Below are 21,409 nucleotides of genomic sequence, written 5' to 3' on the forward strand. Positions count from 1 at the left end.
GCCGATTGCCCACAACAGCCACGCATGGCGAGGCTCTACTATGTGTCTCCGCATGCGTGGCTGCGTTTGGCAGGTGCCAACCAAGGTTGGCGACTACCAGTAGATCCACGCCATGCGTGGATCGCGTGCCGATTGCCCACAACAGCCACGCATGGCGAGGCTCTACTATGTGTCTCCGCATGCGTGGCTGCGTTTGGCAGGTGCCAACCAAGGTTGGCGACTACCAGTAGATCCACGCCATGCGTGGATCGCGTGCCGATTGCCCACAACAGCCACGCATGGCGAGGCTCTACCGCGTTGCCAGCTGCGGTTCCCGCGCGGCTGCACGCCACGCCCGCAGCCCGAACAATGCCAGGCCCAGGAAGAACACGTACAACGCAGCAGTCACGTGCAGCGACTTGAACAGGTACGCGCCCACGTAGACCACGTCCACCACGATCCACACCCACCAGCAGGCGGCGTGTCGGCGTGCCTGCCACCACTGCCCGACCAAGCTCAACGCGGTCAGCATCGCGTCCAGCCATGGCAGCGCCGCATCGGTGAAGGTATGCATGCCGGCGCCAAGCGCGACGCCGCCACACAGGCCGATGGCGAGGTCGCGCAGCAGCGTGTCGCGCGCCAGCGGCACGATGCGGATGCTGCCTTCATCGGCCGCGTGCTGGCGCCAGTTGATCCAGCCATAGACCAGGAAACCGCCGAAGGCGACCTGCAGCAGCGTGTCCGAGTACAGCTTGGCCTCGGCGAACACTGCGCCATACAGCGCGACCGACAGCAGGCCGACCGGCCACGCGGCCAGCCGTCGCTTCGCCATCAGCCACACCCCGAGGATGCTGAAGAGGGCTGCAGTCCACTCGAGCGCGACGCCGCTCACAGCGCGAACGTCACCGACAGGCGTGCCTGTCGCGGTGCGCCCGGGAACAGGTAGTAGTCACCGCCGCTGCTGCCGGTGTCGCGCCAGTAGAAGCGGTTGAACAGGTTGTCCACCGACAGGTTCCAGGTCACGGCACGCTCGTGCAGGCGGTGCTGGAAGCGCAGGCCAGCGTCGAACACCGAGTAGTCCGGTGCGCGTACACCGCCATCGGCGCGGGCGACGTTGGCGGCGGCATAGCGCCAACCACCGGTCACCTCCAGGCCCTCGGCGAACGGCAGTGCATAGGCCAGATGCACGCTGGCGCGCACCTTCGGCACGTTCACCAGCTGATGGCCTTCATAGGCCGGAGTACCGCTGTCGCGTGCGCGCGCCTGCAGCACGCTGGCGCTGGCGACGATCTGCAGCGCGTCGGTCAGCTGGCCGTTGGCGGTCAGTTCCAGGCCGGTATGGGTCTGCTTGCCTTCTTCGACGAAGGTGTAGCCGGCATCACTGCCGTCCGGCTTTGCGTACTGGTAGGGCTGGGTAGTGCGGAACACTGCGGCGCCCAGGGTAAGAGCGTCCACCGGTACGTACTTCACACCCACTTCCAGCTGCCGCGACTGCATCGACGGCAGGAAGGTATCGGCGTTGGACGTCCAGAACGGTGCTTCCTGGCCCAGCGAAATGCCGCGCACGTAGCTGGCGTAGGCGTTGAGCTGGTCGGTGGCCTTCCACACCAGCGCGGTCTGCGGCAGGAAGCGCGACAAACGGCTGTGGCGCTGCGGCGTGCCGCGCTTGTCATAGGCGCGCTCGTCCAGGCGCACGAAGCGGCCACCGGCCAGCCACTGCCAGTCATCGCCGAAGCTCATCCGGTCCAGTGCGAAGAACGCGGTCTGGCGGCTGTCCAGGCGCCGTGCCGATGCACCCGGCATCTTCGGTGAGGGCTCGAACACCGGCACCTGCGCATCGTGGATGTTGCTGGTGCCGACGTACTCGTTGACGCTCGGGCGCTTGTCGACGGTGCGGCGGAAGTAGTCCGCGCCGATGCTCAGCTGGTGGCCGACGCTGCCGGTGTCGAAGCTGCCGCGCAGTTCGGCACGCGCCTGCTGGTTGCGGCGGGTGTCATCCGGGCTGCGGTAGTCGTAGATGTCGTAGTCGCCGTTGGGGGCGAAATAGTTGCCCGGCACACTGCCATCTGCGCACCCTGCGGTGTAGTAGCAGCCATAGGCGAAGGCGACGTTGTCATCGATCACCGAGCGGCTGTGGCCGATCGACAGCCGCGACTGCCAGGCGTCGTTGAAGTCGTAGGTGTGCAGGGCGGTGATGTTGGTGCTGGCGATGTCCACCGGCCGCTGCCACGGCTGGTAGCCGAGCAGGCGCTCGCGGTCGACGCCGCGTGGCAGGTCCCGCGCGCCCAGCAGCTGGAAGCCGGACACCGAGCGCTGCGAGCTGGTCTGGTAGTTGGCATCCACTTCCAGCTTGCCGTGTTCGCCGATCAGCCAGTCGGTGGACAGCGAATAGAAGTTGCGGCGACCGTCGGCATGCTCGACGTAGGAATCGTTGGCATCCCAGGCGGCATTGAAGCGGACGCCGAAGCGCGGGGTCAGCCAGTGGCCGACATCCACGGCGGCATAGCGCGAGCCTTCCGAATCGGTGCCCAGGGTGACCGTGCGTACTTCCGCCGGGCGCTTGCCCACGTAGTTGATGATGCCGCCGGGCGCCATCACGCCAGCCGCGAGGCCGGTTTCGCCCTTCAGGATCTGCACTTCCTGGATGTTCTCCAGCGCCAGGCGCTGTTCGCCGGCGATGGACATGCCGTTGAACCGGTAGCCGGTGGCCGCGTCCAGCGCGAAGCCGCGGATGGCGATGTTCTGGTAGTAGCCCACCGGCGCATAGGCATCGCCCAGCGAGGCATCGTTGCTGGCCAGCTCGGACAGCGAACGCACCTGGCGACGGTCGAGGTAGTCGCGCTCCAGCACGTTCACCGAAGCGGGCGTGTCCTTCCAGGAGCCGCCGCCGAACGCGTTGACGCGCGAGGTGTCGGTGGCCGGCTTGCCGGCCTGCACGCGCACTGCCGCCAGATCGGTGGGCGAGGACGGCGGAGCATCAACGGCGTCGGTGCCTGCCTCGCTGGCGTACAGCGGCAGGGCAGCGCAGAGGGCAAGGGCGAGCAGGGTGGGGCGCAGGCAGCGGTTCATTCGATTCGTCTTCAGACAACAAGGGAGACGAAGCGACGGCGCGCAGGTGCACCGGCCCATGACGGGGGTGTGGCTGCGGCTCAAAGCTCCCTACGCCGGTGCAAACCGGATCAGGTTCCAAGGGACTCTCTCAGCCTGGCAAATCCAGGCACCCCCGCTTCAGGTGACCATTTCACTACAAATGGTACGGATTTGCGAGCTACCGCCCTTCAGCCGGGGTCAGATCCCTTTACAGCGGCAACGGATCTGACCTCGGCCGAGCGCATCATCGACGCATGGCGTCGATCTACTGGGTACCCAGCGGGTTGGGTGGCTCGCGGCTTACGCGGCGGCGTGCAGGGCCGCCAGCAGGGCCTGGCCGGGGGCCGAGGCGAACCAGGCCGGATGCCCGAGCATGAACGGCTGCCAGGCGACGTCGGCATTCGCGGTGGAGCCGGTGACGCCCTCGAAGTACTCCACTTCGGACAGAGCGAAGTCGAAATGCACCATCGGCAGCAGGTCGGCCAGCAGGTGCACGCGCGTGGGCGACAGCGGCAATTCCTGCCGGTAGCCGTCCAGCAGGGCCAGGGCGATATCGATGCGTACCGCGTCGGTGCCGCGCTCCAGCTGCAGCCAGGCCACCGCGTTGCGTTCGATTGCGGTGGCCAGGTCGAACAGCGCGCTGGTCGGCGAGGCCAGGCCGAAATCGAGCACCGTGGCAATCGTGCCGTCGTCGTTCCACAGCAGGTTGGAAACGTGCCAGTCGTTGTGCGCCCACAGCCGTGGTTCGTCCTGCAGGCGCGCGGCCAGGCCGTGGTGCCAGGGCAGCACGTCGCGGTGCAGCTGTTCTTCCCAGGGAATGCGCGCCAGGTAGCGGGCCAACCCGGGGCGGTTGCCGAGGTCGGCCTTCAGCGCGGCGATCGGGTCATCGGCGCGGATCAGGTCGTCGCGTGCCACCAGCAGATGGGTACTGCGTTGCGGGGCGTGGTAGCCGGCTGCCGCGCGGTGCAGCGTGGCCAGCATGCGCCCTGCCTCGCGGGCCTGGGCGACGTCGGTCAACGGCGACCATGACGGCAGCTCGCGATAAAGGTCCCTGCCGGCGCCCACCGCATGCAGTTCGTAGGTCCACTGGCCGTGTTCGAGTGCGGTGCGGCCCTCGTTGCTGGCCAGTACCTGCACTACCGGCATGCCGGCAGTCGCCAGATGCGCGATGAAACGGTGTTCCTCTTCCAGGCTTCCAGCGCTGCGCACACTGTGGTGGTGGCGCTTGATGAAGACCGGACCGCGCGTGCCGTCGACGATGGCCGCGGCCGACAACGGACGCGGGCTGTGCCAGCGCAGCGTGCTGTCCGCGCCCAGCTGCGGAAAATGGCCACGCAGCCAGGTGATCTCCTGCGCGTCGATCGCCGGCCAGTCAGCGGCGACCTCGTCGTTGTTGAGGCCCTGCACGCGATGGGGGGAAGAAGTCATGCCACGGCCGCTGGTGAGTAAAGGAACATCCAAGGCTGCGCATTCAACGCCATGGACGCCACAGACGCAAACGGGCGGGTCATCGACCCGCCCGTCAGGGACACATCATGTGCGGCCTGTGGCCGGCGCGCTTACCAGCCGCGATGGCGGCCGCGGTCGTGGTAGTAACGGTTGTCATGGCGCTCGCGCTGCCAGCGACGGTCATCGCGGCGGTCATGGCCATAACCGCGGTTGTAGCCCCGGTCATAACGGCGATCGTAGCCACGGTCATAACGGCGGTCATAGCGCCCGTCGTAGCGGCGGTCATGGCGGTCGGAGGTGGTCAGGTTGCCGATGGCGCCGCCGGCAACCGCGCCGCCGACGGTGGCGGCCGGGTCGCCGTTGGAGATCAGGTGACCCGCCACGCCGCCGACGACGGCACCGACCACGGTGCGCTTGTCCTTCCTCGACATCGCGCTGGCATCACTGACCACGGCCACGCCGGCAAGAAGTGCCAGGGCCATCGCCAGACCACGGAAGCTGAGTGCGGAAGTGCTGAGCATGTTGGGTTCTCCTGTGAGGTGCATGCCACGGTGGGCAGGGAGGGCGCTGGGCGCCCCGGCTGCCGTAGGGACCACGCTGGTGCCCGGACATTGCCGGAACATTGCGCGCGATCCCCGTGCGGCTTGCGCATTCATCTAGCGTCAGGCGGCATGAAGCGAGGCTGAAAGCGCTGCGGCCGCTCAGCTGCCAGAAAGGAAAAGGGCCGCAACGCGGCCCTTCCCCAGGTATCCCCCTGCCTGGCTCAGTGGCCCATGGCGCGCTGGGCCTGCTTCACCTGCTCCTGCTGGGCGTCCTGCTGCTGCAGGACATTCGGTGCACCGTGCACCGCACCACTGCTGAGCGCCATGCTCTGCTCGCTGGCAGCGCGGGTTTCTACCGCCGCGCGGCAGGCGGCCGGGTCGCCGGCGGTGCCCTGTACGGCAAACATGCGCTCGCCGTTGGTGCTGGGCACCACCGAATCGATGCGCTGCATGCCGCTGGCCTGCGCTTCCTTGGTCAGTGCAGCGGCGGCCGCCTCCAGTGCATGGCGGTCCTTGAAGGTGCCTGCCGGCAGGCCCTCCATGCCCTTCACGGCCTGGTTGTACATCGGGTTCTGCGGATGGCGCTCGTCATTGAGCAGCGGGCGCTCGCGCGCGTCCTTGATCGCATCCAGCGTCTTCGGGCCGATGATGCCGTCCACTGCCAGACCGTTGTCCTTCTGCAGCTGGCGCACGGCAGCCTCGGTGTTGCGACCGAACTTTCCATCTTCGACCAGCGGTTTGCCGTCGGCGCCCACATATCCCAGGTGGCCCAGCTGTTCCTGCGCCCTGCGCACACCTTCGCCGTGCGCACCCTGCTTATGCACTTCGTTGCTGGTCTGCGGCTTTTCCTGCGCTGCCGGCTTCGGCTCGGACGCGCTCTTGGCCTGCGCCTGCTCATGCGTCTGGCTGCGGTTTTCCAGCAGGTCGCGTGCCTGGTGCAGCGGATCGGAGGCGAACAGCTTCCAGTTCGGGTGGTCCTTCACCTGCTTGAGGTAATCCTCCACCGGCATCGTGTGCACGCCCAGCTTGCCGGTGGACTGGCTGATCAGCAGCTTGTCGGTGTTCGGGTCACGCACCACCATCACGATGTGGTCGATGCCATTCCAGTGCTCGTGCTTGGTCTTGGCCGTATCCAGGCCGATCACCATGCCTTCCTTCAGCGCACCCGGCTTGAGGATGTCGTCGCGCTTGAGCAGCACGCCCGAGTCCTTGTAGGCCTCGTGCACGATACCGCCGGAGCCGGCGAAGCCCAGCTTGATCTTGTCGGCGTCGGCGAACACCGCGCGGCCGGCCTTCTGGTTGATCTCGTCCTGGGTCTTGTTGAGCATCGTGCCGACCCAGCCGGAGCAGTCGATGTAGCCCTGGTCGACGTTCTTGCCGGTGACGCCCTTGCCACGGTAGTACTGGCTGGATTCGATGTTGATCGCGTACTTGACGTTGTCGTACTTCACGCCGGCGTTGTAGGCCGCATCCAGCGAAATGCCGGGTGCATCCGGCTTGGCTGCGGCAGCCGTGGCGGTGGCGGCGATGGTCGCGGCACCGGTGGCAACAGCGGCCTGCGCGGCCGGGGCCACGGTCTGCGTCGGTGCGGCCTGCACCGGTGCCGGACGTGCCTGGGCCTCGGTGATCGGCGCGATGTTCTTTTCCGGGATGCTGATCGCGTCGTACTTGCGGTCGTAGTACTGGGCGAAGGTACTGGCCAGGTCACGATCATTCATCGTGCGCATCTCGGCGCGCGTATGCCCGGTCAGCGCTTCCACGTCACCGCCGATCTGGCCCATGATGCGCGGGCGCATGTCGATCGGATCGCCGTGGCCGTCGCGCACCAGGCCGAACGTGCCGGTGGCGATCGCGGTCTGGATCGAACCGTAGCCGGCCGCACCCTGCTGGTGTGCCAGATACAGGTCCAGGCCGCTCGGCTTGTCATCACCGGACAGGTACGGGTGGCCGGTGCGGTCATGGCGCTTTTCCATGTCCACCAGGTTGCGCTTGAACATCTCCGCTGCCGCTTCGGTGTTGCGGGTCGGGTCGTACTCGTGGCCGGTCAGGCCGTACTGCTTGGCCGACGACGGCAGGAACTGGAACAGGCCCTTGGCATCGGTCTTGTCGTTGTGCGCGCGCTCGTCAAAGCGGCCACCGGTCTCGATGTGGGCAAAGCGCAGGAAGTCTTCGCTGGCGATGCCCTTGCGCTGTGCAACCTGCTCGATGATGTCGAGAACTTCCTTTCTGCTGTAGTCACGTTGTGCCATGACACTTCCTCTGGGGTTGATGGTGCGGCCTTTGCCGCGATACGCCAACCGGACTCATCCGTGAGTCTTCAACATGTCGGTCAACAGGTGCTGCGGGGTGGTGCGTCTTACTTTTCGACGTAGGCCTTGCGGGCGGCGTCGTAGTGGTACTGGCGTGCATCGGCCGCACCCAGCGCACGGGTCTGGCCCGGGCCGGAAATGGTGGTGCCGGTGGCGGTGACACTGATGCTGGGCAGGTCGCTGCCGGCGACGGCGTTGAAGGCCAGAACGCCCCGGTTGCTGACGCACGGCATCACCTGGCCGTCGTCGCAGGCGGCCGAATTGTCTTCGCCGGTGATCACCGTGCCGAGGCTGGCCCAGACCTGGCCGTCTTCGGATTTCTCGTAGTCCGGGTTGAACACCAGCACGGTGTAGCTTTCGATGCTGGTACCGGTGGCGAAGGTGCTGGTCGGCACCGCCAGCACCAGCTTGCCGGCCGGGGTGCGGTACTCCAGCGGCTTGCGCTTGCTGTCTATGTCCGGCGCGGTGCCGTAGGCGCCGACGGTGCCGATCCACGGTTCGGCACCCTTGAACACCCACGGCCGATCCGGCTTGTCGCCGGTCAGGGTGAAGGTGGCCTCGGTGAGCGTGACCTGGCTGTCCGGACCGACGTCGTCTTCGCCGGGCTTGCCGTACTTCTGCGGCGTGTTCCAGGCAAAGCCGGTGTAATAGCGGGTGCCGGCCACTTCGAAGGCATGGCCGAACCAGAAGGTGGCGACACTGCCATTGGCTACTTCATACGAAACGGCACCATCGCCGTCGACGTCGTAGATGAAATACAGCACGCTGCCGGCATCGGGGGGCGTGGCGGTGGCCGTGGTGGCGGGTGTGGCGGAGCTCTGCATCGGGGCAACATCCTGTCGTGGCGCGGTGGCGCCCTGTGGTGACGCGGTCGAAGTCGAGGGGGTGCAGGCGCTGGCAAGCAACGCAACGAGCAGGCCGGCGAACGTCGCACACAGACGTGGGCGGACACGGGCCAAGCGGGATTGCGGAAGGATCTTCATGCACCTCTCCATGGTTTGCGGGCGTCGGACAGGAAGGCCAACGCAGAACACGCCCCACCCTCAGTGAGGGGGAACGTCGTGATGAGCCGGTCGATTCCTTCGACCTCGCATAGGAAAACCCATCAGGGCGGATAATGGCACAGATGCGACGATGATCACAGGGGGGCAGGGGGGAGGCTCCCCAAAGAGCTGTGAACGGTGTCTCAGATCCTGCCGTCGCGCAGGTAGTCGAACAGTTCCGCGTCGCCCTTCAGCCCCAGCTTGAGCATGGCATCACCCTTCTGGCGGCTGATGGTGCTGACGCTCTTGTGCAGCTGCAGCGAGATTTCCTTTACCGTCATGCCGGTGCCGAGCAGGCGCAGCACCTCCACTTCGCGCGGTGACAACGGCTTGCCATCGCCCTCGCGCATGCGCCAGCTGCCGGCTTCCTCCACCCGCTCACGCAGGCTGCGGCTGATGTAGGACTGGCCGCGATAGACCGCCTGGATCGCCTGCGGCAGTTCATCCATTGACGAACTCTTGTCGACCAGGCCGAGCACGCCGCTGTCGAGCACCATGCGCAGGATCGCCAGGTTGTTGGAAACGCTGAGCATGAGCACCGGCAGGTCGGGATGGCGGCGGCGGATCATGCCGATCATGGCGAAGCCATCGGCCTGGGGGCTGCCGGGCATCGAATAGTCGGTGACCAGCAGGTCGCAGGGCTGGGTGGTCAGCAGGGTCATCAGCGCCTGGGCGTTGTCGGCCTCGCCAACGACTTTGCCAACGCCGCTGGACTCGATGACGGCGCGGGTACCGATGCGGACCACGGGGTGATCGTCTGCGATGATGATGCGCAAGGTCATGCTCTAGTATGGCCATCGGCACGCCGGACCGCGACTATCGCGGTCCTTGGCAGGACTTCCAGGAGATCGTTGCAGATGCGCAGCTGGGCGGCTCGTGGACTGATCCTGTTGACGACCCTGCTGGCTCTGCCGGCGCTGGCCCAGTCCGCGTCCGCGCCGGGACCGTTGCCGCTCAGTCCCCTGCAGCGCGAATACCTGGCCGCACATCCTGTTGTCGTTGTTGGACAGTATGACAGTGGCTGGCCCCCTTTTGAGTCGATCCAGGACGGGAAGCAGGTGGGCCTCGGCCCGGACTACCTGACGCTTTCGGCCCGTCAGCTTGGACTGAAGGTGGAGACGCGCCGCTTTGCAGACTGGCCCTCGGTGCTGGATGCGGCATGTCGCGGCGAGATCGACGTGGTAATGAACATCGCGCTCAGCGCCGAGCGTACCCGTTGCATGGTCTACACCGCCGCCTATGCCGAAGCACCGCTGGCCATGGTCGGGCGTCCCCAGGACCTGCGTGCTTCGGAGGCCCCCGATCTGGATGGCCTGCGCGTTGTGGTCGAGCAGGACTTCATGACCGGGCCGCAGGTGCGTGCGCGATTCCCAAGGGCACGACAACTTGTCGCAGACAACACGCTGACCGCCCTGAATATGGTCAGAGACGACAAAGCCGACATTTTCATCGGTAACGCCTACGTGGCAACGGAACTGATCGCCGCCGCCAAGTTGAAGGGCGTGGTGTTGCTGCGGCCCAGCGATCTGCCCCCGGAGCGCTTGCACTTCGGTGTGCCCAACAGCAAGCAGCCGTTGTCCGAAGCACTGGATCTGGCGCTGGCCGCGGTCAGCGAAGCCCAGCGCGACGCCCTCGCGCAGCGCTGGCTGCCACCGCCGCAGTGGTCGGCGTCGGCGCAGCTGGCATTGAGCCAGGCCGAGAAACGCGTGCTGCAGCAGCCATTGAAGATCGGCTTTGCGCCCAATGCCGCACCGCTGTCGTTCGCCGACAGGAATGGCAAGCCCAGTGGCCTGACCAATGAATACCTGCAGCGCCTGCTGCAGGCCGGCGCCAACCTGCAGGTTGAAAACAGCCATGACTGGTACGAGGTGCGCGAGAAGGCGCGTCGCGGGGAACTGCAGGCGGTGATCGGCATTCCTGCCGATTCACGTTATCTGGGGCCGGAATGGGTGTTCAGCCAACCCTTCATCACCGTGCCCAATGTGATCGTCACCCGCACGGATAGTCCGTCGATGCTGGGCCTGTCCGACCTGGACGGCAAGCGCGTGCTGCTGTCCGATCCGGAGCGCATCCGCGGCTACGTGCAGCAGCAGGCACCATCGGTGAAGATCGTCGCCGCGCGCAGCGCCGAGCAGGCCCTGCAACGCCTTGCTGATGGCGAGGCCGATGCCTACGTGGGCAACCTGGCGCTGGTCGACCAGCTGCTGCGCAACCGCTTTCCGGGGCGCCTGCAACTGGCCGCACCTGCGGGGTTCAACGACCAGCTGGCGCTGGCGGTGGAGCGTCGTCATGCGGCCTTGGCCACCACCTTCGACCGCCTGCTGCTGCAGATGGGGCCACGCCAGCGCGAGGCCCTGCGCGGCGATTGGCTGGCGGTTGAATATCGCGATGGGGTGGACTGGCGCACCCTCCTGCGCTGGGGCCTTCCCCTGCTGCTGGTGCTGGCCACTGCGGTGGCGGTGCACGGGCTGGGGCACTGGCGGTTGCGCCGCGAAGTGGCCGGCCGCCGTGAGCTGGAGCAGCGCCTGGCCGAGGTGACCGACAACCTGCCTGCCATCGTCTACCAGGCCCGCCGCGAAGCGGACGGTACCTTGAGCTTTCCCTTCATTGCCGGCGATGTGCAGTCGATGTTCGGCATCAGCCGCCAGCAGGCGGAGACGGATGGGCAGGCGCTGTTGGCATGCATCGATGCCGATGACCGCGAAAAGGTGTTGCGCGCGATGGAACTGGCGGCGCGCAATTTCGCACCGCTTTCCTTCGAGTTCCAAGTCCATCGCGAAGGAAGCGCACCCTGCTGGGTGCGCAGCCAGGCGCACCCGTATTCCACCGAAGCGGGCGCGGTGACCTGGAGTGGTTACTGGGTGGACGTGAGCCAGGCGCGCGCGCAGGCCGACGCGCTGGCCGCGGCGATGGTCGAAGCCGAACAGGCAGCGGCAGCGAAGTCGCGCTTCCTGGCTACCATGAGCCATGAAATCCGCACGCCGATGAGTGGTGTACTGGGCATGCTGGAAGTGCTGGCGCATTCGCCGTTGGACGCCGAACAGCAACGCATCCTTGGCGTGATCGAAGACTCGGCGCAGATGCTGCGGCAGATCCTGGACGACATCCTCGACTATTCGCGGATGGAAGCGGGCGCGCTGCGCCTGGAGCCGGTACCGCTGCCGGTGCGGCCCCTGCTGGAGGGGGTGCATCGATTGTTGTTGCCGCAGGCTACGGCGCGCGGCCTGGACCTGCAGCTGGACATCGACGAACAGCTGGCCCAGGCCCATGAAGTGGATGGCGTGCGTTTTCGACAGATCGTGTTCAACCTGGTCAGCAATGCCATCAAGTTCACCGTGAAGGGCTCGGTGCGGCTGCAGCTGGAGGTGCTGGGGCCCACTGCGGAGGATGGTAGCCAGCCGCTGCGCCTGAGTGTCACCGATACCGGCATCGGCATTGCGCCGGAGCAGTTGCCGACCCTGTTCGAACCCTTCACCCAGGCCGGCGCGTACATCCAGCGCGACCATGGGGGTGCCGGGCTGGGCCTGAGCATCTGCCGGCGCCTGGTGCAGAAGATGGACGGCGAACTGAAGCTGGAAAGCACGCTGGGCGAAGGGACGCGGGTCGAGGTGCTGCTGTCGCTGGTGGAGGCGCGCAGCGAGGATGTGATGGCGCTGCAGGCCGAGCATCAGCAGATCGCGCTGCTGCCCCCTGATCTGCGCCAGGCGCGGGTGATGGTCATTGAAGACCATCCCACCAACCAGGCGATGATGGCCTGGCGCCTGCAGCAGCTGGGCGTGCCACATGTGCTGGTCGATGACGGGCAGCAGGCCCTGGACCGGCTGGCGGAGGAATCGGAATCCTTCGATCTGGTCATCACCGATTGCCGCATGCCGGTGCTGGATGGATTCGGCTTCACCCGCCTGCTGCGCGAGCGCGAGGGCCGCAACGGCCAGCCGCGGATGCCGGTACTGGCGCTGACCGCCAGCGTGCTTGACGACGACGCACGCCGCTGCCGCGAAGCCGGCATGGATGACGTGCTGGCCAAACCGTTGTCGTTGGCGACGCTGCGACAGGCGCTGCTGCGCTGGCTGCCGCGCGCGGACGGTGTGGAGGATGACCAGACCGCAGTGGACAGCGACGATGAACCCGATGGCGACGAGGGCCTGCCCGACCTGGCGACCCTGCAGCGGCGCTTCGGTTCGCGCGAGATTGCCCAGCAGCTGCACGACAGCATGATCAAGGCCAGCAACGAGGACATCGCGACCCTGCAGCGCGCGCTGCAGGAAGGCGACCGGGTGACGGCCGCGCTGCATCTGCACCGGCAAGCCGGTGCGCTGGGCGCGGTGGGTGCACGGGGGCTGGCCGATCGCGCCAACGCGCTGGTCGAACGGTTGCAGGCCTCAGGCGAGGCTGAGATCGCAGCGGCGATCGCTGATGCCGGACAGTTCGTGGAGCATCTGCAGCACCAGCTGCAGCGCTTGGCTCACTGAGCCGCGTATTCCTGCAGGTAGGCGATCACCAGTGCGCGACGCTCCGCGCTCGGGAAGGCGTTGTACATGCGCGTGCCGGGCACCAGATGGCTGGGTGACTGCAGGAACGTATCCAGCGTCTGCGCGCTCCACACGATGTCGGCGCGGCGCATGGCCTGCGAGTATCCGTAGTCGGGCAGGCTGCCCGCACGACGGCCGATCACTCCGTGCAGGTTGGGCCCGTAGCGGTGGATGCCGCCGGCCTTGACGGTGTGGCAGCCGGCACACAGTTCGAATGCCTGCTGCATCGCCTGCTGGCGTGCCTGTTCCGGCGTGCTGGGCGCAGCCGGTGGGCGCTGGCACGCGCTGGCGGCCAGGGTCGTGGCAGCAACAAGAAGCAGATGAAAGGCGCGCATGGCGGGCAGGATAACGGTCGCACGCAACGTGGAGCTGCGACCGGCGGTCGCAGCCCCCTCACCGGTCACATGCCGGAGTAGTTCGGTCCGCCGCCGCCCTGCGGGGTCACCCAGACGATGTTCTGGGTCGGGTCCTTGATGTCGCAGGTCTTGCAGTGCACGCAGTTCTGCGCATTGATCTGCAGCCGCGCATCGTTGCCGTCGCCGACGAATTCGTACACACCCGCCGGGCAGTAGCGTGCTTCCGGACCAGCGTACTCGGCCAGATTCACCTTCACCGGGATGCTCGCATCCTTCAATGTCAGGTGGCTGGGCTGGTTCTCGTCGTGGTTGGTGCTGCTGAGGAACACCGAGCTGAGGCGGTCGAAGGTCAGCACGCCATCGGGCTTGGGATAGGCAATGCGCGTGTGCTTCGACGCCGGCTCCAGGCAGGCATGGTCCGGGATGCTGTGGCGCAGGGTCCACGGCGGATTGCGCACGCCCAGCTTCGGCAGCAGCCACTGCTCGATGCCGGTCATCAGCGTGGCCACGGTCTGGCCCTTCTTGAACCACTGCTTGAAGTTCTTCGACAGCTTCAGTTCGTCGTGCAGCCAGCTGGTTTCAAAGGCGGCCGGGTAGGCGCTGAGCTCGTCGTGCTGGCGATCGGCCACCAGCGCGTCGAAGGCGGCATCGGCGCACAGCATGCCGGTCTTGATCGCCGCGTGGCTGCCCTTGATGCGGCTGACGTTGAGGTAGCCGGCCTCGCAGCCGACCAGTGCACCGCCGGGGAACACGGTTTTCGGCAGCGACATCAGGCCGCCGGCGGTGATCGCACGCGCGCCGTAACCGATGCGGGTGCCACCTTCCAGGTGCTTGCGGATCGACGGATGGGTCTTGAAGCGCTGGAACTCTTCGAACGGGCTCAGCCACGGGTTCTTGTAGTCCAGGCCGACCACGTAGCCGATGGCGACCTTGCCGCCGTCGGCGTGGTACAGGAACGCACCGCCGTAGGTATCGGTGTCCAGCGGCCAGCCGGCGGCGTGCACCACCAGGCCCGGCTCATGCTTGGCCGGGTCGATCTGCCACAGTTCCTTGATGCCGATGCCGTAGGCCTGCGGATCCTTGCCTTCGTCCAGCTTGAAACGGCTGATCAGCTGGCGGCCGAGATGGCCGCGCGCGCCTTCGGCGAAGATCGTGTACTTCGCCTGCAGCGCCATGCCGCGTTCGAAGGCCGGGCCGATGCTGCCGTCCTTTTCGATGCCCATGTCGCCGGTGGCCACGCCGATCACCGCGCCATCATCGCCGTACAGCACTTCGGCGGCGGCAAAGCCGGGGAAGATCGCCACTTCCAGCGCTTCGGCCTGCTGCGCCAGCCAGCGGGTGACCTCGCCGAGGCTGATGATGTAGTTGCCTTCGTTGTGGAAGCACTCGGGCAACAGCGCGTGCGGGGTGGTGCGCGCGCCGGTCTCGCTGAGGAACAGGAACTCGTCACGGGTGACCTTCTGCTTCAGCGGTGCGCCGCGCTCGGCCCAGTCCGGGAACAGTTCGGTCAGCGCGCGCGGGTCCATCACCGCCCCGGACAGCACATGCGCGCCGGGCTCGGAGCCCTTCTCCAGCACACAGACCGACAGTTCACGACCGGCTTCGATCGCGCGCTGGCGCAGGCGGATCGCGGTGGCCAGGCCGGCCGGGCCGGCACCGACGATGACCACGTCGAATTCCATGACTTCACGCGGGGGCAGGGCGTTGGCTTCAGCACTCATCGATTGCATGACTCGTGGGTAGTGCCGGCATCGGGGCCACCGGCGGTTGCCTGGGAATCGCGCGTGCAGCCACGGGCGAAACGGTTGTTTGAATGTTGTCAGGGTACCGGGCTGCGCGTGATCGAGCTAGATCGCCGATGTTCACACCGCGATTGCTGCAGTGCAGCGCGCGTGGCTTCGGTAGCCGCCAACCTTGGTTGACGTCCACTGAGACCCCAGCGCCGACCAAGGTCGGCCGCTACCGGCACACCAAACCCACCCGGATGACCGACAATGGCCAGGTCCCGTCTGCGTGTGAGTGCCATGGCTTTGGATCCGTACGACCTGTTCGATGTCCGTTCCCTGCTCAGCGAGGAAGAGCGCGCAGTCCAGGAAAGCGTGGCCCGCTTCACCAACGAGCGCGTGCTGCCGATCATCGGCGATGCCTTCGACCAGGCGCGGTTCCCGTCGGAACTGGTGCCGGAGATCGCCTCGCTTGGCCTGCTCGGCGCCACGCTGCCGGCGGAGTACGGCGGCGGCGACCTGGGCGCGGTCAGTTACGGGCTGATCTGCCAGGAGCTGGAGCGCGGTGATTCGGGCCTGCGCAGCTTCGTGTCGGTGCAGAGCTCGCTGTGCATGTATCCCATTTACGCGTACGGCAGCGAAGAGCAACGCCGGCAGTGGCTGCCGGCGATGGCGCGCGGCGAACTGATCGGTTGCTTCGGCCTGACCGAGGCGCACGGCGGTTCCGATCCGGCCAGCATGAAGACCCGCGCGGTGCGCGATGGCAGCGACTGGCGCATCAGCGGCAGCAAGATGTGGATCACCAGCGGCCCGGTGGCCGACCTGGCCATCATCTGGGCGCAGACCGAAGACGGCATCCAGGGCTTCGTGCTGGAGAAGGGCATGGCCGGCTTCACCACCCAGGAAATCAAGCACAAGATGAGCCTGCGCGCGTCGCTGACCGGCGCGCTGTTCTTCGACGACGTGCGCGTGCCCGACAGCCACCGCCTGCCGAACGTGAAGGGGCTGAAGGGTCCGCTGGGCTGCCTGACCCAGGCGCGTTTCGGCATCAGCTGGGGTCCGATCGGCTCGGCCATCGCCTGCCTGGATGAAGCGCTGGGCTATGCCAAGGAGCGCGTGCTGTTCGGTCGTCCGCTGGCCGCCACGCAGAGCGCGCAGATCAAGCTGGCCGACATGGCCCGGCGCATCACCATGGCGCAGCTGCTGGCGCTGCAGCTGGGCCGCTTGAAGGAAGCCGGTCAGGTGCAGCCGCAGCAGGTCAGCCTGGCCAAGTGGAACAACTGCCGCATGGCGATCGACATCGCCCGCGAGTGTCGCGATCTGCTGGGTGGCGCCGGCATCACCACCGAGCACGTGGCGATCCGCCATGCGCTGAACCTGGAATCGGTGATCACCTATGAAGGCACCGAAACCGTGCACCAGCTGGTGATCGGCCGTGAGCTGACCGGCATCAACGCGTTCTGACAGGAATCCACGCATGGCGTGGATCTACCGGGATGGCGGTAGTCGCCAACCTTGGTTGGCGCTCCCGTGCCGACCAAGGTCGGCATCTACCAGACGATCATCCACGCGGGGCGTGGATCTACTGGCCGCCGGCAAACCCGTGCTGGCGCCACGCCTCGTACATCACCACCGCAACGGTGTTGGAAAGATTGAGGCTGCGGTTGTCCGGCCGCATCGGCAGGCGCAGGCGACAACCATCGGGCAGTGCATCGAGCACCTCCTGCGGCAGGCCACGACTTTCCGGGCCGAACAGGAAGGCATCACCGTCTTCGAACGCCACGCTGTCATAGCGGACGCTGGCACGCGTACTCAGGGCGAACAACCGCTTCGGTGCGATCCGTGCCAGCGCAGTGTCCAGGTCTGGATGCACCTGCAGGCGCGAGTACTCGTGGTAGTCCAGGCCGGCGCGCTTGAGCTGCTTGTCTTCCAGTGCGAAGCCGAGCGGCTCGACCAGGTGCAGCTGCGCGCCGGTGTTGGCGCAGAGCCGGATCACATTGCCCGTGTTGGGCGGGATTTCCGGTTGGAACAGGATCACGTGGAACTGGGGCGCGGCATTCATCGGCGCAGTGTACCTGCGACGGCCGCCGCCTTTACGACGCACGCCCTGCGATGGGCAGGGCGGACGTCGCTTACGGGCGCAGCAGGACCTGGGCGGTTTCGGCAGCGAAGGCCTGCAGCTGGGCAGCGCTCGGACGCACCTGCAGGGCCGGCAGGTTGACGATCACCTGGTTGGCGACGCTGGTGGCGGCGGCGGCCAGGGTGGCGGCGTAGCGCTGGGCTTCCTGCTCGGCCGCCAGGGCGACACGCTGCTCCAGGCTCGGGCGGACTTCAACCGAGGCCAGGGTGGTGACCGGCAGCGCGGCGACGACCGGGCTGGCGATGAAGCCGTCGCGTTCGGCCAGCTGGTCGACGCTCGGGCGCACTTCGACAGTGGCCAGGGTCGGGATGCCGCTGGCCTGTTCCCAGGCCTGCTGGACCAGCTGGTCGGCGGCCGGGCGGACCTGCACGGTGGACAGGGTCTTGATGGATTCGGAGGCCTGCACCGACGAAACAACCGCGGTGCCGGCGATCAGGGCGATGGCGATGGCAATGGTCTTGGCGTTCATGACGGGGCCTGTTTAGTGTTGGTGATCAGTGGTGTGGTAGTAAGGTAGAACACCAGTTCTGGGGATGCAAGCGGAATTTTCGATTTCCTGCTTTTGTTCAGTCTTCAGTCAGGTTTTGTCTGAAGCCCTTGCTGGCGCAGGAAGGACAGAGCAATCCCCGTGCCAACTTTTACTCATTGATTCATAAGGGTTTTATGTGGCCTGAAAAGTGTCCGCTGGGCGGACACCTGTCCATTCGGGGTGCCGCGGACACTGTCCGGACGTGAATCACCGCCGTTCGTGACCCTGAAACGCCGATCGCGATGGCCGATGTGGCCGATCACCCCCAGTGACTGGTGGCCGATACCGGTGGCCGCACGCCCGCGCTAGGATCGGGATTCACCTATGTGACCAAGGACCCGGATATGTCGCTCACCCTGCGCCCGCGCGCCGCGCTGCTCGCTGTTGCTCTCAGTACTGCTCTCGGCACGCTCGCGCCGACCTACGCGCTGGCGGCCAAGCCGGCCGCGACCAGCAAGGTCGACATCCCGTTCGAGCAGTTCACCCTGCCCAACGGCCTGCGGGTGGTGGTGCATACCGATCGCAAGGCACCGATCGTCGCGGTCAACATCTGGTACCACGTCGGCAGCAAGGACGAGCCCGCCGGCCGTACCGGCTTTGCGCATCTGTTTGAACACCTGATGTTCCAGAGCAGCGAGAACCACGACGGCGAGTACTTCGAGCCCTTCAAGCAGGTGGGCGCCACCGGCCAGAACGGCACCACCAATACCGACCGCACCAATTACTTCGAGAACGTGCCGACCACCGCGCTGGACATGGCGCTGTGGATGGAGTCGGATCGCATGGGCCATCTGGTCGGCGCGATCGACCAGGCCGCGCTCGACGAGCAGCGTGGCGTGGTGCAGAACGAGAAGCGCCAGGGCGAGAACCAGCCCTATGGCCAGGTGTGGGAACAGCTCAACCGCGCGCTGTATCCGGTGGGCCACCCGTACCACCACAGCGTGATCGGCTCGATGAACGATCTCAACGCCGCCTCGCTGGACGACGTCAAGACCTGGTTCCGCACCTGGTACGGCCCGAACAACGCGGTGCTGGTGCTGGCCGGTGACATCGATCTGGCCACGGCAAAGGAAAAGGCGGCGAAGTACTTCGGCAGCATCCCGGCCGGCCCGACCATGGCGCAGCCGAAGGTGGACGTTGCCAAGCGCCCGGCCGACACCCGCGAGGTGATGACCGACAAGGTGCCGCAGGCGCGCATCTACCGCGCCTGGAACGTGGCCCAGGTTGGCACCACCGACGTCGACCAGCTGCAGCTGCTGGCCTATGTGCTCGGCGGCGCCAAGTCTTCGCGCCTGAGCCAGCGCCTGCAGCACCAGGACAAGCTGGTGGACAACATCAGCGCCGGCGCCTACGCCTCGCAGCTGGGTTCCAACTTCATGGTGATGGCCACGGTGAAGCAGGGCCAGGATCCGGCCAAGGTCGAAAAGATCATCGATGAGGAAATCGAGCGCCTGCTCAAGGAGGGCCCGACCGCCGAAGAACTGGCACGCGCCAAGACCGGCTCGCGCGCTGCTTTCATCCGCGGCATCGAGCGCATCGGCGGCTTCGGCGGCAAGGCCGACGCGCTGGCCGAATGCACGGTGTACACCGGCGACCCGGGCTGCTTCCGCACCTCGCTGGCCAACATCGACAAGGCTACCGCTGCCGACCTCAAGCGCCTGGGCGCGCAGTGGCTGGACAAGGGCAGCCACACCCTGGTGGTCGAGCCGGGTGAACGCGTTGCGCTGAAGGAAGATCCGTCGCAGGCGCCGAAGCCGTTCAACGTGCCGGCCGTGGACAGCAAGTACAGCACCCTGCCCGAGCAGGTGGACCGCAAGGCCGGCGTGCCGCAGACCCGCGAGTTCCCGCAGCTGAAGTTCCCGGCACTGCAGCGCGCCACGCTGAAGAACGGCACCCAGGTGGTGCTGGCCGAACGCCATGAAATTCCGGTGGTGCAGTTCAGCTACCAGTTCCCGGGCGGCTTCACCGCTGACCAGGGCCGCAAGCCGGGCACCGCCAACTTCACCATGAGCCTGATGACTGAAGGCGCCGGCAAGCTGGGTTCGCTGGCCTTCGCCGATGCAGCCGATGCGCTGGGTGCGGACCTGGACGCTTCCGCCGGCCTGGATTCGGTGGACGTGGAACTGTCCGCGCTGAAGGAGAACCTGGTGCCGTCGCTGGCGCTGTATGCCAGCCTGCTGCGCGAGCCGCGCTTCGAGCAGAGCGAGATCGACCGGGTCAAGGCGACCTGGATCGCCGGCATCCAGCAGGAGAAGGTCAATCCGGGTGCGGTGGCGATGCGCGTGCTGCCGCCGCTGCTGTACGGCAAGGGCCACCCCTACGCGATCCCGTTCACCGGCAGCGGTGATGAAGCAGCGATCAGCAGCCTGGGCCGCGAAGACCTGGTCGACTTCCACCGCGACTGGCTGCGTCCGCAGGACGGCACCCTGATCGTGGTCGGCGATACCACCCTGGCCGAGATCGTGCCGCTGCTGGACAAGCAGCTGGGTGACTGGAAGGCCACCGGTGATGCGCCGACGATCAAGGCCACCACCGCCGTGGCGCTGCCGAAGAGCCCGCGCGTGTTCCTGATCGACCAGCCGGGCGCGGTGCAGGCCAACCTGTTCGCCGGCCAGGTCGTGCCGCCGTCCAGCGACGCCAGCTCGACCCGCTTCGACATCGCCAACGGTGTGATCGGTGGCGACTTCACCTCGCGCCTGAACATGAACCTGCGCGAGGACAAGCACTGGTCCTACGGTGCCCGCACCAGCGCCAGCAACACCGTGGGCCAGCGCCCGTGGATGGCGATGGCACCGGTGCAGATCGACAAGACCGGCCCGGCCATGGCCGAAATGCGCAAGGAGATCGCCGAGTTCGCCAACGGCAGCAAGCCGGCGACCGACGCTGAAGTGGCGCGCATCCGCAACATCCAGACCCTGAGCCTGCCCGGTGCCTACGAGACCGCCAGCGCGGTGGCCGCGACCATCGGCACGATCGTGCAGTTCAAGCGTCCGGATGACTACGTGCTGCGCCGCAAGGCCGAGATCGAAGCGATGACCCCGGCACAGGTGCAGCAGGCGGCGGCGGAGATCAAGCCGCAGGCGCTGACCTGGGTGGTGGTGGGTGACCTCAAGCAGACCGAAGCGGCCGTACGCGCCTTGAACCTGGGCGAAGTGACCGTGATCGATGCCGAAGGCAACCCGGTCAAGAAATAAGGGGGAGGCCTGCCCGCTTCGGCGGGCAGGCCTGCCGCGGGTAGCGCCGGGCCATGCCCGGCGAGCGCGTAGCGCGGCATCTGGACGTCTTCGAAGAACCGCCGGGCATGGCCCGGCGCTACCGCAGCCCCGTCCCGGCTATCCCTGATTCAGACGGTTCAGGCACACTCCTGACATTCCCTTCCAGGATCCTGCCCATGCGCGTTCTGCTGCTGTCGTCCCTGTTGCTCACCGTCACCGCCTGCACCTGGGTGCCGATCGAACCGGCCGGCAAGGCGACCCGCGTGCTGCCGGCAGGCCCGGTACCGGCCGGGTGCATCTCCAAGGGCGAAGTGGTGGTGACCGTGAAGAGCAAGGTCGGCTTCTACAACCGCAACCCGCTGCGCGTGCAGGAAGAGCTGGAAACCCTGGCCCGCAATGAAGCCCCGACCACCGGCGCCAACGCCGTGCAGGCCGCTGCGGCCCCGGCCGATGGCAGCCAGCGCTTCGCTGCTTTCCAGTGCCCGCCGCGCTGAATCCTTC

General features: G+C 66.7%; 15 protein-coding genes and 1 riboswitch. Of the genes, 4 read left to right on the forward strand and 11 right to left on the reverse strand.

Annotation, left to right across the window (positions count from 1 at the left end):
- Nucleotides 1–289 precede the first annotated feature (289 nt).
- From pnuC to QP457_RS01035, 7 genes are all read right to left on the reverse strand, one after another.
- Nucleotides 290–811 carry a nicotinamide riboside transporter PnuC gene (pnuC, locus tag QP457_RS01005; RefSeq protein ID WP_240196725.1) on the reverse strand — a complete coding sequence of 174 codons (522 nt, stop codon included), beginning with the start codon at nucleotides 809–811 and terminating at the stop codon, nucleotides 290–292.
- A 56-nt stretch (nucleotides 812–867) separates the two neighbouring features.
- A complete protein-coding gene (locus tag QP457_RS01010; RefSeq protein ID WP_205406428.1) occupies nucleotides 868–3,048 on the reverse strand; it encodes a TonB-dependent siderophore receptor in 2,181 nt (726 codons plus the stop codon).
- A gap of 70 nt (nucleotides 3,049–3,118) precedes the next feature.
- A riboswitch (TPP riboswitch) is annotated at nucleotides 3,119–3,214 on the reverse strand.
- A 155-nt stretch (nucleotides 3,215–3,369) separates the two neighbouring features.
- The gene (locus QP457_RS01015) at nucleotides 3,370–4,497 is read right to left on the reverse strand and encodes a phosphotransferase (RefSeq protein WP_205406429.1); all 1,128 of its coding nucleotides are present in this window, start codon (nucleotides 4,495–4,497) and stop codon (nucleotides 3,370–3,372) included.
- Nucleotides 4,498–4,628: 131 nt separating this feature from the next.
- A complete protein-coding gene (locus QP457_RS01020; RefSeq protein ID WP_205406430.1) occupies nucleotides 4,629–5,039 on the reverse strand; it encodes a glycine zipper 2TM domain-containing protein in 411 nt (136 codons plus the stop codon).
- Nucleotides 5,040–5,281: 242 nt separating this feature from the next.
- Entirely contained in the window at nucleotides 5,282–7,309 is a 2,028-nt protein-coding gene (locus QP457_RS01025) for a peptidoglycan-binding protein (RefSeq protein WP_205406431.1), read from the reverse strand.
- 107 nt (nucleotides 7,310–7,416) lie between these two features.
- Complete coding sequence (locus tag QP457_RS01030; protein WP_240196726.1) at nucleotides 7,417–8,352, reverse strand: hypothetical protein; 936 nt, start codon at nucleotides 8,350–8,352, stop codon at nucleotides 7,417–7,419.
- A 203-nt stretch (nucleotides 8,353–8,555) separates the two neighbouring features.
- Nucleotides 8,556–9,194 (reverse strand): response regulator transcription factor, encoded by a 639-nt coding sequence (locus QP457_RS01035; RefSeq protein ID WP_100554383.1) that lies wholly within the window; start codon nucleotides 9,192–9,194, stop codon nucleotides 8,556–8,558.
- A gap of 75 nt (nucleotides 9,195–9,269) precedes the next feature.
- On the opposite strand from QP457_RS01035, the gene QP457_RS01040 reads away from it, so the two are divergent.
- Complete coding sequence (locus QP457_RS01040) at nucleotides 9,270–12,884, forward strand: transporter substrate-binding domain-containing protein (protein WP_205406432.1); 3,615 nt, start codon at nucleotides 9,270–9,272, stop codon at nucleotides 12,882–12,884.
- On the opposite strand, the gene QP457_RS01045 is transcribed toward QP457_RS01040, so the two are convergent.
- Together QP457_RS01045 and QP457_RS01050 are read right to left on the reverse strand one after the other, a co-directional pair.
- The gene (locus QP457_RS01045) at nucleotides 12,878–13,279 is read right to left on the reverse strand and encodes a c-type cytochrome (RefSeq protein ID WP_205406433.1); all 402 of its coding nucleotides are present in this window, start codon (nucleotides 13,277–13,279) and stop codon (nucleotides 12,878–12,880) included. The two genes, QP457_RS01040 and QP457_RS01045, sit on opposite strands and share 7 nt — an antisense overlap.
- A 65-nt stretch (nucleotides 13,280–13,344) precedes the next feature.
- Complete coding sequence (locus tag QP457_RS01050; RefSeq protein ID WP_205406434.1) at nucleotides 13,345–15,021, reverse strand: electron transfer flavoprotein-ubiquinone oxidoreductase; 1,677 nt, start codon at nucleotides 15,019–15,021, stop codon at nucleotides 13,345–13,347.
- Between the two features lie 303 nt (nucleotides 15,022–15,324).
- Between QP457_RS01050 and QP457_RS01055 the strand changes: the two genes are divergently transcribed.
- Nucleotides 15,325–16,488: an acyl-CoA dehydrogenase family protein gene (locus QP457_RS01055; protein ID WP_100461852.1), complete on the forward strand. Its 1,164-nt coding sequence runs from the start codon at nucleotides 15,325–15,327 to the stop codon at nucleotides 16,486–16,488.
- 118 nt (nucleotides 16,489–16,606) lie between these two features.
- Here the strand turns inward: QP457_RS01055 and QP457_RS01060 are convergent, their stop codons facing one another.
- On the reverse strand, nucleotides 16,607–17,086 hold the full coding sequence (locus QP457_RS01060) for a tRNA (cytidine(34)-2'-O)-methyltransferase (protein ID WP_205406435.1): 480 nt from the start codon (nucleotides 17,084–17,086) through the stop codon (nucleotides 16,607–16,609).
- A 70-nt stretch (nucleotides 17,087–17,156) separates the two neighbouring features.
- Nucleotides 17,157–17,633, reverse strand: a complete 477-nt coding sequence (locus tag QP457_RS01065; RefSeq protein ID WP_205406436.1) for a hypothetical protein — start codon at nucleotides 17,631–17,633, stop codon at nucleotides 17,157–17,159.
- Between the two features lie 404 nt (nucleotides 17,634–18,037).
- On the opposite strand from QP457_RS01065, the gene QP457_RS01070 reads away from it, so the two are divergent.
- Together QP457_RS01070 and QP457_RS01075 are read left to right on the forward strand one after the other, a co-directional pair.
- The gene (locus QP457_RS01070; RefSeq protein WP_205406437.1) at nucleotides 18,038–20,887 is read left to right on the forward strand and encodes a pitrilysin family protein; all 2,850 of its coding nucleotides are present in this window, start codon (nucleotides 18,038–18,040) and stop codon (nucleotides 20,885–20,887) included.
- Nucleotides 20,888–21,084: 197 nt separating this feature from the next.
- A complete protein-coding gene (locus QP457_RS01075; protein ID WP_025875855.1) occupies nucleotides 21,085–21,402 on the forward strand; it encodes a DUF4156 domain-containing protein in 318 nt (105 codons plus the stop codon).
- The last annotated feature ends 7 nt before the right edge of the window (nucleotides 21,403–21,409 follow it).

Source organism: Stenotrophomonas sp. As-7 (assembly GCF_030291015.1).
Taxonomy (GTDB): Bacteria; Pseudomonadota; Gammaproteobacteria; order Xanthomonadales; family Xanthomonadaceae; genus Stenotrophomonas; species Stenotrophomonas lactitubi.